The following is a 12,392-nucleotide window of genomic DNA, read 5'->3' on the forward strand; positions in this document are numbered from 1 at the left end:
GCTGCGTAGCGGTGCCGCCGGAGAGGACGAGGGGGCCTCGGCGGGTGCGTCGGGGGATGACGTGGGGCGGTCGGCGGACGTGTTCAGGGATGACGCGGGGTGGTCGGCGGACGTGTTCAGGGGTGTCGGCGTGCTCGATGGTTCGTCGGGGGGCTCGGACAGGTCGCGGAGGTGGTCGATGTCGACGGTGCGGCGGTTGCGGTAGAGCGCCAGCACGATCGCAAGGCCCAGCCCCACTTCGGCGGCCGCTATGACGATGACGAAGAGGGTGAGGACCTGGCCGCTGTGCAGGCGGTCGCCCAGCCACACGTCGAACGTGACCAGGTTGAGGTTGACGGCGTTGAGCATCAGCTCGACCGACATCAGCACGAGGATCGTGTTACGCCGTGCGAGCACGCCGTAGACGCCGACAGAGAAGAGGAGCGCGGAGACGACCGCCGGGTAGACGATATGCACTAAAGACCCCCGGTCTGATCGGGCGGCGGATTACCCCCGGCCGGGTCGGACACCGCGTTGTCACGGGTGCGGGGAGCCGGCGAACCTTGCCTTGTGTCGGGGGGCGGTGGGCTCGCGCCCGTGTGGGCGTTTGGGGAGTCGCCGCCGGACCGGTCAGGTGGTGGGGCTCCGGGGATGTCGGTGCGGGACAGGACGATGGCGCCGATCAGGGCCGCGAGCAGGAGCACCGACAGGGCCTCGAACGGCAGGACCCAGGTCGCGAACACGCTGGCGCCCAGTTCTTTCGCGGCTCCTGAGCCGGGGCGTAGCGGTGTGTACGCCGTGCGGAAACCGTCGATCACCACTGCGACGAGGATGGCTGCCGTGGCCACCGCCACCAGGGCTGCGACGAGGCGGTTGCCGCTGTCGAGGTCTGGGGACCGGCCTATGGGGGCCCGGGTGAGCATGATGCCGAACAGCAGCAGCACGACCACCGCGCCTACGTAGATCAGCACCTGGACCCAGGCCACGAACTCGGCGGTCAGAACGAGATAGCCGCCTGCCAGGGCGCCGAAGCAGACCACGAGCCAGAGGGCGGCGTGGACGAGTTGTTTGGTCGTGACGACAAGCAGCGCCGATCCAACCGCTACCGCGCCCAGCAGCAAGAAGACGATCTCTTGCCCGGTGGGTGACAGGTAGGAGGGCGCCGCTTCGATCACGAATCCTCCTCGGACTCCCTTGTCTCGTCAGGACCGAGCCGCCCGGGTGGCCGGATGGACCGTGGATCGGCCATCCTGCGTCGGCGGGGGCTCGCGGCAGAAGTTTGCTGCTCCGGCTCGGGCTTCGGTTGCGGTACGCCCGAGGCTGTGGACAACTTTTCTGGGGACGGCTGGCCTGTGGATGAATCCGGGTCCTGGGGCGACCGCTCGGCGGAAGGGCCGGACTCTGCAGGAACGTCGGCGGAAGGGCCGGACTCTGCAGGAACGTCGGCGGTCCGCCCCGTGTCCGTAAGGTCGTCGGCGTTCCGCTCAGCCTCTGCGGGGGCGTCGGCGGGCGGCTCGCCTGGCGTGTCGGGGCGGCCGAGCGGTCGGTCCTCGGCGGCGGAGGTGGCGGTCTCGTCCTGAGGGCGGGACGGGAGGGCGCCCGGAGGGCGGATGCCTCGTACGTTCTGGATGGGTCGGCGTGGGCGCCCGTGGCCGCCCTCAGGGCGTGAAGGAGTGGCGGGACCTGATTCAGGGGGACCTTCGGTGCCCGCCAGGGGCTGCGGACCTTCGGTGCCCGCTGTGGAAGGCGTGCCTTCAGCGGCTGCTGTGGGTCCCGTGTCCGAGGTCCTGGGCTGGGCGCTTTCCCGGGGATGCGTGTCCGGGGATCCTGTCGTGGGCTCTTCAGTCGTGCTTGCGGGCCGCGGCGTCCTCGGCCCCTGCGTGGGCTTTGCAGCAGGGCGGTCTGCCGTACCCGAGGCCGCTCCTGGTGTGCGGGCAGTCGCGGGGCGGCGAGGGGCGGCGGTGAGTTCCTTCGGGGGTTCGGCGCCTGGGTCGTGGGCCGGAGGTGGAGGGACCGTCTGGGTCCAGGCGGCCAGCGTGTCCTTTTCGTGGATGAGGTTGCGGATGTCGCCTTCCGCGTACTCGAACTCCGGAGACCAGAAGAGGGCGTCGAAGGGGCACACCTCGATGCAGATGCCGCAGTACATGCACAGCGAGAAGTCGATGGCGAAGCGGTCGAGGACGTTGCGCTGGCGGGGACGGCCGCCTTCGGGCGCCGGGATCGTCTCCTTGTGGGAATCGATGTAAATGCACCAGTCGGGGCACTCTCGTGCACAGAGCATGCAAGAGGTGCAATTCTCCTCGACCAGGGCGATGACGCCGCGACTGCGGGGCGGGAGGGCGGGTTTCACCTCGGGGTACTGCTGGGTCACCGATTTGCGCAGCATGTGGCGAAGGGTGATGGACAGTCCCTTTGCCAGTCCGACTCCCGGTATCCGCGCCATGTTCAACATCATGACCCAACTCGCCTCGCAGGTGAACGAGTGGGGGTGTTGTCCCCAGTTTTTCCACAGCCATCCACAGGTTAGCCGGAGGTTATCCACAAGCTGTATGCATGCCCGGTATGAACCGCTGCGGGGCGATAGTCTCTCGGCCATGCAGCAGAGCCATCAGGTCCGTCCCGGGGGCGGGGCGTGGGCGGCCGCCGTCGTGTGGGCCTGCCTACCCCTGTTCACGTGCGGGCTGGCGACCCCGTTCACCATCGGGTTCGCCGCGTTCTGGCTGCGGAGCATCTGGCAGGTCTTCGCGGCCTCCGCTTATCTGGTCGGCATCGGATCGTTCGTGATCGCGGCGCTGGCGTACGACACCTACGAGGACATCCCTCAGCCGCTGTCCCTGCTGGTCTCGCTCGGGCTGCTGTTCAGCTGGATCGGCGGGGTGGTTCACTCGGGGGTCCTGGTGCCCGCCATGGTGAAGGCACGGCGTTGGGCCCCTCTTCAGAGGCCGGCTCCTCAGGGGCCGGCTCTTCAGGGGCCGACGCATCAGCCGCACATGGATCTGCACCAGCGGACCACATCGCCCAGCTACCAGCAGCGTCATCGGGAGTTCGAGTCCTACCAGCGGCATCCAGCGGAGCCGCCGTCCCATTCGCGGCACCCTGGGCGGCCTGACCCCTACCGGCGGCATTCCGGGGAGCAGGGCTCCCAGCAGCGGCGGCCCGGGGAGCCTGAGTGGATAGGGCACTATCGGGTGCTCCGGTCGCTCGGGCGCGGTGGGCAGGGGGCGGTCTACCTTGCTTCGGCCCCCAATGGGGCGCGGGTGGCGGTGAAGGTGCTGCACGATCTCGTCGACGAGACGGCGCGGGCCAGGTTCGCGAGAGAAGTGGACGTGGCCCGGCGGGTGGCCACGTTCTCCACAGCCCGCGTGCTCGACGTGAACATCTCCGGGCAGCATGCCTACATCGTCAGCGAATACGTGGAGGGCCCCTCGCTGGAGCAGCTCGTCAAGAAGCACGGGCCGCGCGACGAGGACAGTCTGACCCGGCTGGCGTTATCCACAGCCGGGGCGCTGGCGGCCATCCACAAGGCGGGGATCGTGCATCGCGATTTCAAGCCGAGCAATGTGCTGATCGGGAACGACGGGCCGCGGGTGATCGACTTCGGGATCGCCAGGGCGCTCGATCAGGTGACGATGATGACGTCGGGGAAGATGGTCGGGACGCCGCCGTACATGTCGCCCGAGCAGCTGACCGGGGAGGCCGTGGGCCCGGCTTCCGACGTGTTCAGCTGGGCCGTGACGATCATGTTCGCGGCCACGGGGCGGCCGGCGTTCGGGGAGGACACCGTGCCTGCCGTGTTCAACCGGGTGCTCACCTTCCATCCGGACTTGTCGCCGTTGCCGCCTGCGCTGCGGGGGATTGTGGGGACATGCCTGAACAAGCGCCCCGACGATCGGCCTTCGGCTTCTGATGTGATGCTGGCCATCGTGCATTGAGCGGCCCCGAGATGGCGTGACCGAATGGCCGGGTGGTGGCCGACGCGAGGGGCATAGTGCCCTGGGTGGCCTGTGTGGCCGAAGGGTGTTGTTGCCGCTGCCTCCGGATACGTCAGGGCATGGCGTCGCTGGCGATCTTGGTGAGGTTGAGGTACTCCTCGCGTGACACACCATGCACAGCCAGAAAGAGATGGTGACGCTCCGCGAAAAGGTGCACATGTTCCGGGGACCAGCGTCCCGGCAGGTGGTACACGGGACGGGAGTGGCGGTCGAGGATGAACAGGCCGGTCAGGTCCTCGTACCTGTAGAGGAGCAGACCGAAGGCTGCGCCCGGGGACACGCCGATGCGCAAGGTGGTGACGAGTTCAAGGCCGCGGAATATCTCGAGCGTTTCGGAGAAGTCGCCTTTGACGGCCGAGCCGTCTGCCGATAGCAGGATCGCGCCCCTTCGCACCTGCCAACGGCGGACCTTGGCGAAGACAGGGCGCAGCACCAGCAGCGCGGGGCTGAAGACGACCATCAACCATTTGACTTCGAGAACGTCCAGCAGAAACCGGCCCATTGAGGAGATGGCGCGCCAGGCACTCCACATCCCCAGGGACGCCAGATAAACCATCAGCCCGAGGCCGACGACTCCCCCGCAAATGGCCACCGGCTTTCGCCATTTGGCCGGCGAGGGGGGCGGAAGGCCGCGGAGGCGTTTCCAGCCGGGAGCGCGACCCGCCAGGACAGCGCGTACGCGAGCCGAGGAGTGGGAACGGGCGTCCATCAGCGGGATGCCGGCCTTGCGGGCGAAGTCCGCCAGGTCGGGTTCATACCATTGAGCTGGGAGGTCGAGCAGGACGAGGCCGTCGGCGTCCAGGGCCGCCACACCTTGGACCATCTCGGCTCCGTCCAGGCGGTCGTAGCGGTAGAGGCTGGCAGGCGTCACGCGTACGGATATGTCCAAGGCGCTGTCGATGACGGTCAAAGTGCGGCCGTCCGACGTCAGAACAGTTTGCGGGCAGCGGCTGTCTTTTGTCGCGCCGGCTAACGGAACGAGTTGGTTCACTGATCATCCCCCTAGAGGCCCCCTGCCCAGGTACGACGAATAAGGAAAAAGCAAAGTTTCCGCCCGCGAAGGCGCGCGAAGACACGCGGAAGGCGCGCGAAGAACGGTGCTAGATGAGGACTTTGATGACGCCCGTCAGCGCCAATTGCGCCAGGGCAAGGGGCACCAGGACAGCCCAGGCGAGTTTCTGGAGCTGATCCTCGCGGAGCCGGGGGTAAGTGACGCGCAGCCAGATCACGACGAACGACAGCAGGAAGACCTTGACCAGGGTCCACAGCCAGCCCGGGAGGAACGGGCCGTGCCAGCCGCCCAGGAACAGGACGGTGGTCAGGAACGACAGGACCACGATCCCGACGTACTCGGCGAGCATGAACAGCGCGAAGCGCATGCCCGTGTACTCGGTCATCGGGCCCATGATGATCTCGGACTCGGCGATCGGCATGTCGAACGGAGGACGGCGCAGCTCAGCCAGCCCGGCCAGGAAGAACACGACGCCGCCGACGGCCTGCCACGGCAGCCACCACCACTGCCACGCCTCGACGATGGCCGGGATCGACAGCGTGCCCGCCGCCATCGCGACGGAGGAGGCGGCCAGCACAAGCGGCAGTTCGTACGACATGAGCTGGGCGGCCGCACGCATGCCGCCGAGCACCGAATACTTGTTGGCCGAAGCCCAGCCGGCCATGATCGAGCCGAGGACGCCGACGCCCATGACGGCGAGGACGAAGAAGAGGCCGAGGTCGAGGTCGACGGCGACGCGGCCGCGGTCGATGGGGATGGCGATCAGCACGACCAGGTACGGGACGAGGGCCACGCCGGGTGCGATCATGAAGATGCGGCGGTCGGCCGCGGCCGGGATGACGTCCTCCTTCTGGGCGAACTTGACCCCGTCGGCGATGAGCTGTGCCCATCCGTGGAAGCGCCCCGCGTACATGGGACCCAGCCGCGACTGCATGTGCGCCATGACCTTGTGCTCGGTCTGCCCGACGATCAGCGGCAGCACCAGAAACACGATCAAGATGACGGCGAAGCTCAGCACCACGTCAAGCATCGGGCGGCCCCCAGTCGGGTGGGACTCCTGGCGGAAGCGTCTTGCGGCGGCTCGGGGCGCCATGTCCTGATTCGCCGGGCTCCTTGGCGCCGGGCCACGGCTTGGCCACGCGGGCGGCCAGGATGAAGTCCTTGCGGAGCGGGTGGCCCTCGAAGCCGTCGGGCAGGAGGAGCGGCACGAGGTTGGGATGGCCGTCGAAGATCACGCCGAACATCTCGTACGTCTCGCGCTCGTGCCAGTTCGCGCCCCGGTAGACGCCCACCGCGCTGGGGAGGTGGGGGTTCTCGCGAGGGACGCGCGTGCGGAGCAGCAGGCGTTCGCCGGCGGCCGGGTTGTAGACGTGGGCCACGACGACGAAGGCGTCCGGAGGGTCGTCGACGCCGGTCAGCCAGTCGAAGAAGGCGTAGCCGAGGTCGTCGCGGACGTAGGTCAGCAGCTCGATCCAGTCGGCGGGGGCCACGTCGACCGTGGTGTCGCCGTACGACTCCGAGATCTCGACGCCACCGGAACCCCCGAACCGCTCCGAAAGCCCGCCGTGAATGGTCACGCGTCCTCCGCGTGGGAGCGGGACCACAGGTAGCGGTCGCTGAGCTTCTCTCCGGCGATCTTCTCCTGGAGCTTCATGATGCCGTAGAGGAGAGCCTCGGGACGGGGCGGGCAGCCCGGCACATAGACGTCGACCGGGATGATCTGGTCAACGCCGTTGGTCACACAGTAGGAGTCCCAGTACGGGCCGCCGGTGTTGGAGCAGGCGCCGAACGAGATGACGTACTTCGGGTCGGGCATCTGCTCGTAGAGCCGCTTCACGGCCGGGGCCATCTTGTCGGTGACCGTGCCCGAGACGATCATCAGGTCGGCCTGGCGCGGGCCGTTCGCGAACGGGATCACGCCGAACCGGATGAAGTCGTGCCTGCTCGTCGAGGTCGCGATGAACTCGATGGCGCAGCAGGCCAGCCCGAAGTTGAACACCCACAGGGAATAGCGCCTGCCCCAGTTGAGCACGAAGCGCATCGGCTTGGGCGCCAACCTGGAGACTGGGCCCACCGTGGGCATCGGGAGATCCGTCGCTGCCATACTGTCCATTCTTGCGCGAATCGCAGGTCAAGCAAAGAAAAGCGCGCTAGGTCCAGGTGAGCACGCGCTTGCGCCAGGCGTACAGGATGCCGAGGGCGATGAAGCCCAGGAAGACGAACATCTCCACGAGCGTCGTCAGCCCGTAGCCGGGCGCGTCGAAGACCGTGGCCCAGGGGAACAGGAAGACGGCGTCCACCGCGAACACCACGTAAAGGTACGTGAAAACGTAGTAGCGGACCTGCGACTGCGCCCAGCCCTCGCCGACCGGGTCGACCCCGCACTCGTACGTGGTCAGCTTCTCCGGGGTGGGACGGGTCGGGCGCAGGAGGCGGTTGGCCATCAGGGCTCCGGCCACGATGGCGACGCCGATGGCGAGCAGTGCGGCAACGAGCACGTATGACCCGAAATAGCCGTCCATGCCGAGATGGTAACCCGACACCCCATCCGCAAACCCCTACCCGATATGAGAGCGCGGGGCCAAGGTTCCCAAGGCAGGCCTGAGCCAGAAGATGGGGCCGTAAGCGGTCAATGCACTGGAAGCCGTCTCGACCTCGTTACCCAGCGCAGCCAAAGCCTCGGGAGCGATCATGCCAAGACGGGGTAAAACGGAAGATCAACCACATAACCTGACAAACATGCGCAAGAAGCGATTCTCCTCCGGAATCGCTCTGCTGGCCCTCTCGGCCACCGGCTGCGGGCTGGCCGCCTCCCCCGAGAGCAGCGTCATGGTCCCGGCAGAGCCGACGATGATCGACTTTGTCGACCCCACGTCGATCCCCGGCCTGTCCACCAGGACGCTGACCGAAGGCCACTCCGCCGAGGGCCGATATGTGCACATCAGCTACCCCGAGCTCCGCAACGCCCCCGCGCTCAACGAAGCCCTGCGCGCCCAGGTAGAGCGGCAGTGGCGCGAGTTCCGCGGGCGCACCAAGGACCCCCACGCCTACCCACGGCCCGAACTGAACGTGGAGTGGCAGCTGGCCGCCGAGTCCTCCCAGGCCATCGCGGTACGGCTGCGTACCAGCGTGTTCCTGGGCGCGAGCTGGGGCAACTCCACCCGTACGTACTGGTTCGACCCGGGTGCGGGCAAGGCCGTCGAGTCCACCGGGCTGCTCGACGGCAAGGACGCCCTGAACCGCCTCACGGAGCTGGTGCGGCAGCAGCTCAGGAACCGCGGGTCCCAGGTCGAGCGGGACGGGGTGACGGCGAGCGGCGACCAGTTCGACTCGCTGGCGTTCAACCGGGGCGGTGACCTGGTGGTCGAGTTCGACGACTGCCAGATCGGGCCGTGCTCGCTGGGGCGGCTCGCCGTGGCGGTCCCCGGGCAGCAGGTACGGCCACTGCTGTCCGCGTTCGGGCGACAGGCCCAGGACAGTGTGAAAGATCGGGCCCAGGACATCGTGAAAGGGCCGGCGCCGCTCGACACCACGCATGAGGTCACGCCGACGCCCACGGGCCTCCCGCGGGCCGTCAGCAACCAGGCGGGGACCGTGGACTGCGCCAAGGCCAAGTGCGTGGCGCTGACGTTCGACGACGGGCCGGGACCTCAGACCGCCAGGCTGCTCGACCTGCTGCGGAAAGGCCAGGCGAGGGCCACGTTCTTCACGGTCGGCATCAACGCCGCCGCCCAGCCCGAGCTGCTCAGAAGGATGAGCGCGGAAGGACACCTGATCGGCAACCACAGCTGGGCGCACAGGGACCTGTCGAAGCAGCCGGTCATCAAGATCGCCGACTCTGTCGGGCGTACCGAGGCCGCGATCGAGGCCGCCATCGGGCAGAAGCCGACGCTCCTGCGGCCGCCGTACGGGGCCGTGAGCCAGGAGCTGCGCGACGTCGCAGCCCAGGAGGGGATCGCGCTGGTCACCTGGGATGTCGACACCCAGGATCAGCTCGAAGAGAAAGCCCGCGACATCGTCGACCTTGCCGTGCGTCAGGCGCATCCAGGTGCGATCATTCTCATGCACGACATCCATCGGGAATCGGTTGACGCGGTTCCGGACATCATCGAAAGGCTGCGCGGGAAGGGTTACAGCTTCGTCACCGTTCCTGAGCTGTACGGCCCTGCGGGGATGCAGGCCGGACGCTTGTACGGGTCGGGAAACGAGCTGCCGGGTAAGCAGCCCCTGACGTAAGACACGCTTTGGGGGGACGTATAGTTGGCGTTCGTGACCCGAACCGCCCTCTACGCCCGCCTGCATGTCGACCTCTGCAGGCTCGCGTCCGGGCTGTGTCGTCGTTCTCCCGCCTCACCCTGACTCAGACCGCGTCTACCGCGTTTACCCGCTCTTTGCGGGACACAAACGCGTGACCTTCCGAGGATTTAGCATGGAAACAGAGAACGCCGCGCCCAAGGCAACCGCGCTTCGGCGCGTCGAGGAGGACTGAGCTGTGACTAAGCAGGTGCAGCAGCTCGACCGTGTGATCATCAGATTCGCCGGAGACTCCGGCGACGGTATGCAGCTCACCGGCGACCGCTTCACGGCAGGCACGGCGGAGTTCGGCAACGACCTGTCGACGCTCCCCAACTTCCCCGCTGAGATCCGCGCGCCCGCAGGCACTCTGCCCGGCGTGTCGAGCTTCCAGCTGCACTTCGCCGACCACGACATCCTCACGCCCGGCGACGCGCCGAACGTGCTCGTGGCCATGAACCCGGCCGCGCTCAAGGCCAACCTGGGCGACCTGCCCAGGGGCGCGGACATCATCGCGAACACCGATGAGTTCACCAAGCGCAACCTGCAGAAGGTCGGCTACGACGCCAACCCGCTGGAGGACGAGTCGCTCAGCGAGTGGCACGTGCACGCGGTGCCGCTGACCTCTCTCACCGTCAAGGCTCTCGAGGGCTTCGAGCTGTCCAAGAAGGACGCCGAGCGCTCGAAGAACATGTTCGCCCTCGGCCTGCTCAGCTGGCTCTACCACCGGCCGACCGAGCACACCATCACGTTCCTTCAGCAGAAGTTCGCGAAGAAGCCCGACATCGCCAAGGCCAACATCGCGGCCTTCCAGGCGGGCTGGAACTACGGCGAGACCACCGAGTCCTTCTCCGTCTCGTACGAGGTCAAGCCCGCCAAGCTCTCCCCTGGCGTCTATCGCAACATCTCCGGCAACCAGGCCCTGGCGTACGGCCTGATCGCCGCCAGCGTGCAGTCCAAGCTGCCGCTGTTCCTGGGCTCCTACCCGATCACCCCGGCCAGCGACATCCTGCACGAGCTCAGCAAGCACAAGCGGTTCGGCATCCGCACCTTCCAGGCGGAGGACGAGATCGCCGGCGTCGGCGCGGCGCTCGGGGCCGCGTTCGGCGGAGCGCTCGGCGTGACCACCACCTCGGGCCCCGGCGTGGCGCTGAAGGCCGAGACCGTCGGCCTGGCGGTCACCACCGAGCTGCCGCTGATCATCGTGGACGTGCAGCGCGCGGGGCCGAGCACCGGCATGCCGACCAAGACCGAGCAGACCGACCTGCTGATGGCCATGTTCGGGCGCAACGGCGAGTCGCCGGTGCCGATCGTGGCGCCGATGTCGCCGAGCGACTGCTTCGACGCGGCCATCGAGGCGGCCAGGATCGCGGTCAAGTACCGCACTCCGGTCATGCTGCTCTCGGACGGCTACCTGGCCAACGGCTCGGAGCCCTGGCGTCTGCCCGAAATTTCCGAGCTGCCGGACATCTCGCAGGAATTCACGAAGGAGCCGAACGGCGCCGACGGCGAGTTCCTGCCGTACAAGCGCGACACCGAGACGCTGGCCCGCCCCTGGGCCATCCCGGGCACGGCCGGTCTCGAGCACCGCATCGGCGGCATCGAGAAGGCCGACGGCACGGGCAACATCTCCTACGACCCGGACAACCACGACCTGATGGTCCGCACGCGAGCCGCCAAGATCGCCGGCATCGACGTTCCTCCGCTGGAGGTCGACGACCCGGACGGCGACGCGAAGGTGCTGGTCATCGGGTGGGGCTCGACGTACGGGCCGATCGCCGCGGCCGTGCGGCGGATCAGGAAGAGCGGCGGCAAGGTCGCGCAGGCCCACCTGCGCCACCTCAACCCGCTGCCCGCCAACACCGGCGAGGTGCTCAAGCGCTACGACAAGGTGCTGCTGCCCGAGATCAACCTCGGTCAGCTGGCCCTGCTGCTGCGGGCCCGCTACCTCGTCGACGTGATCAGCTACAACCGTGTGCGCGGGCTCCCGTTCAAGGCCGAGGAGCTGGCCGGAGTCATCCAGGACGTGATCGAGAGTGACTGAGCTCATCAACGGGAAGGGCCTGTCGCTCATCCCCAAGACCGACGCGAAGCAGAGCCTCAAGGACTTCAAGTCCGACCAGGAGGTCCGCTGGTGCCCGGGTTGCGGTGACTACGCGATCCTGGCCGCGGTGCAGAGCTTCCTGCCGGAGCTCGGGCTCAAGCGCGAGAACATCGTGTTCGTCTCGGGCATCGGCTGCTCGTCGCGGTTCCCGTACTACCTCAACACGTACGGGTTCCACTCGATCCACGGCCGCGCGCCCGCGATCGCGACGGGGCTGGCCGCCTCCCGGCCCGACCTGAGCGTGTGGGTGATCACCGGTGACGGCGACGCGCTGTCGATCGGCGGCAACCACCTGATCCACGCGCTGCGCCGCAACGTCAACCTGAACATCCTGCTGTTCAACAACAGGATCTACGGTCTGACCAAGGGCCAGTACTCGCCCACCTCCGAGGTTGGCAAGATCACCAAGTCGACGCCGATGGGGTCGCTGGACAAGCCGTTCAACCCGATCTCGCTGGCCATCGGCGCCGAGGCGTCGTTCGTGGCCCGCACCATCGACTCCGACCGCAAGCACCTGCAGTCGGTGCTGCGCGAGGCCACCGCGCACCGCGGCACGTCGCTGGTGGAGATCTACCAGAACTGCAACATCTTCAACGACAACGCGTTCGAGCAGCTCAAGGACCCCGACGTCCGCGACGACATCACGCTGCGCCTGGAGCACGGTCAGCCGATCGTGAGCTCCTCCAAGGCCGTGGTCCGCGCGGCGAACGGCGGCATCGAGGTCGTGGCGCGCGACGGCGTGAGCGAGGACCAGATCCTCGTGCACGACGCGCACAACCCCGACCCGTCGGTGGCCTTCGCGCTCAGCAGGCTGGACGAGCCGGCGTTCGAGCACGTGCCGATCGGGATCTTCCGTCAGGTGGACCGGCCGGCGTACGACGTGCTGATGGCCGAGCAGCTCGAGGAGGCCGTCGCCCAGAAGGGGCCCGGCGACCTGAGCGACCTGCTGATGGGTGGCGACACCTGGCGCATAGCCTGATATTCGCGATTTGATGGGGCCCGTCCGTGCGGG

Annotated in this window: 12 protein-coding genes and 1 pseudogene; 5 read left to right on the plus strand and 8 right to left on the minus strand. The window is 67.7% G+C overall.

Features of this window, described 5'->3' with window-relative positions; translation table 11 throughout:
• Nucleotides 1-156: 156 nt before the first annotated feature.
• The 3 genes and pseudogenes from nuoK to AB0J64_RS10805 form a co-directional block, all read right to left on the minus strand.
• A pseudogene (gene nuoK / locus AB0J64_RS10795) lies at nucleotides 157-456 on the minus strand (NADH-quinone oxidoreductase subunit NuoK); the annotation flags it as partial.
• Nucleotides 456-1,154 carry an NADH-quinone oxidoreductase subunit J gene (locus tag AB0J64_RS10800; protein WP_364023935.1) on the minus strand — a complete coding sequence of 233 codons (699 nt, stop codon included), beginning with the start codon at nucleotides 1,152-1,154 and terminating at the stop codon, nucleotides 456-458. The gene AB0J64_RS10800 and the pseudogene nuoK, both read right to left, overlap by 1 nt.
• Nucleotides 1,151-2,575: a 4Fe-4S binding protein gene (locus AB0J64_RS10805; RefSeq protein WP_364023938.1), complete on the minus strand. Its 1,425-nt coding sequence runs from the start codon at nucleotides 2,573-2,575 to the stop codon at nucleotides 1,151-1,153. The genes AB0J64_RS10800 and AB0J64_RS10805 overlap by 4 nt, the downstream gene beginning before the upstream one ends.
• Between AB0J64_RS10805 and AB0J64_RS10810 the strand changes: the two genes are divergently transcribed.
• Nucleotides 2,574-3,911 (plus strand): serine/threonine-protein kinase, encoded by a 1,338-nt coding sequence (locus AB0J64_RS10810; RefSeq protein WP_364023941.1) that lies wholly within the window; start codon nucleotides 2,574-2,576, stop codon nucleotides 3,909-3,911. The two genes, AB0J64_RS10805 and AB0J64_RS10810, sit on opposite strands and share 2 nt — an antisense overlap.
• 112 nt (nucleotides 3,912-4,023) lie before the next feature.
• On the opposite strand, the gene AB0J64_RS10815 is transcribed toward AB0J64_RS10810, so the two are convergent.
• The 5 genes from AB0J64_RS10815 to ndhC all read right to left on the minus strand — a co-directional run bounded on the left by AB0J64_RS10815 (nucleotide 4,024) and on the right by ndhC (nucleotide 7,505).
• Nucleotides 4,024-4,962, minus strand: coding sequence for a hypothetical protein (locus AB0J64_RS10815; RefSeq protein ID WP_364023944.1), 939 nt, complete (start codon nucleotides 4,960-4,962; stop codon nucleotides 4,024-4,026).
• A 109-nt stretch (nucleotides 4,963-5,071) separates the two neighbouring features.
• Nucleotides 5,072-6,013, minus strand: coding sequence for an NADH-quinone oxidoreductase subunit NuoH (gene nuoH, locus AB0J64_RS10820; protein ID WP_364023947.1), 942 nt, complete (start codon nucleotides 6,011-6,013; stop codon nucleotides 5,072-5,074).
• Nucleotides 6,006-6,560, minus strand: a complete 555-nt coding sequence (locus tag AB0J64_RS10825) for an NADH-quinone oxidoreductase subunit C (RefSeq protein WP_364023949.1) — start codon at nucleotides 6,558-6,560, stop codon at nucleotides 6,006-6,008. The genes nuoH and AB0J64_RS10825 overlap by 8 nt, the downstream gene beginning before the upstream one ends.
• Nucleotides 6,557-7,024 carry an NADH-quinone oxidoreductase subunit B family protein gene (locus AB0J64_RS10830; RefSeq protein ID WP_364024330.1) on the minus strand — a complete coding sequence of 156 codons (468 nt, stop codon included), beginning with the start codon at nucleotides 7,022-7,024 and terminating at the stop codon, nucleotides 6,557-6,559. The genes AB0J64_RS10825 and AB0J64_RS10830 overlap by 4 nt, the downstream gene beginning before the upstream one ends.
• A gap of 109 nt (nucleotides 7,025-7,133) precedes the next feature.
• Nucleotides 7,134-7,505, minus strand: a complete 372-nt coding sequence (gene ndhC, locus AB0J64_RS10835; RefSeq protein ID WP_344998413.1) for an NADH-quinone oxidoreductase subunit A — start codon at nucleotides 7,503-7,505, stop codon at nucleotides 7,134-7,136.
• Between the two features lie 217 nt (nucleotides 7,506-7,722).
• Here ndhC and AB0J64_RS10840 point away from each other — a divergent pair, with 217 nt between their 5' ends.
• The 4 genes from AB0J64_RS10840 (at nucleotide 7,723) to AB0J64_RS10855 (ending at nucleotide 12,359) form a co-directional block, all read left to right on the plus strand.
• Nucleotides 7,723-9,219, plus strand: a complete 1,497-nt coding sequence (locus tag AB0J64_RS10840; RefSeq protein ID WP_364023952.1) for a polysaccharide deacetylase family protein — start codon at nucleotides 7,723-7,725, stop codon at nucleotides 9,217-9,219.
• A gap of 33 nt (nucleotides 9,220-9,252) precedes the next feature.
• Nucleotides 9,253-9,342 carry a putative leader peptide gene (locus tag AB0J64_RS10845; protein ID WP_357596931.1) on the plus strand — a complete coding sequence of 30 codons (90 nt, stop codon included), beginning with the start codon at nucleotides 9,253-9,255 and terminating at the stop codon, nucleotides 9,340-9,342.
• A gap of 133 nt (nucleotides 9,343-9,475) precedes the next feature.
• The gene (locus AB0J64_RS10850; protein WP_364023955.1) at nucleotides 9,476-11,320 is read left to right on the plus strand and encodes a 2-oxoacid:acceptor oxidoreductase subunit alpha; all 1,845 of its coding nucleotides are present in this window, start codon (nucleotides 9,476-9,478) and stop codon (nucleotides 11,318-11,320) included.
• Nucleotides 11,313-12,359 carry a 2-oxoacid:ferredoxin oxidoreductase subunit beta gene (locus tag AB0J64_RS10855; RefSeq protein ID WP_364023957.1) on the plus strand — a complete coding sequence of 349 codons (1,047 nt, stop codon included), beginning with the start codon at nucleotides 11,313-11,315 and terminating at the stop codon, nucleotides 12,357-12,359. The genes AB0J64_RS10850 and AB0J64_RS10855 overlap by 8 nt, the downstream gene beginning before the upstream one ends.
• Nucleotides 12,360-12,392: the final 33 nt, after the last annotated feature.

The sequence above is a fragment of the Nonomuraea sp. NPDC049695 genome (genome assembly GCF_040674955.1).
GTDB classification, from domain to species: domain Bacteria; phylum Actinomycetota; class Actinomycetes; order Streptosporangiales; family Streptosporangiaceae; genus Nonomuraea; species Nonomuraea helvata.

Bases quoted from the DNA above. Each gene is read 5' to 3' on its own strand.
- AB0J64_RS10810 (WP_364023941.1), top strand. From the start codon at position 2,574: ATGCAGCAGAGCCATCAGGTCCGTCCCGGGGGCGGGGCGTGGGCGGCC.
- AB0J64_RS10805 (WP_364023938.1), bottom strand. From the start codon at position 2,575: ATGGCCGAGAGACTATCGCCCCGCAGCGGTTCATACCGGGCATGCATA.
- nuoH (WP_364023947.1), bottom strand. From the start codon at position 6,013: ATGCTTGACGTGGTGCTGAGCTTCGCCGTCATCTTGATCGTGTTTCTG.
- AB0J64_RS10830 (WP_364024330.1), bottom strand. From the start codon at position 7,024: ATGCGCTTCGTGCTCAACTGGGGCAGGCGCTATTCCCTGTGGGTGTTC.
- ndhC (WP_344998413.1), bottom strand. From the start codon at position 7,505: ATGGACGGCTATTTCGGGTCATACGTGCTCGTTGCCGCACTGCTCGCC.
- AB0J64_RS10840 (WP_364023952.1), top strand. From the start codon at position 7,723: ATGCGCAAGAAGCGATTCTCCTCCGGAATCGCTCTGCTGGCCCTCTCG.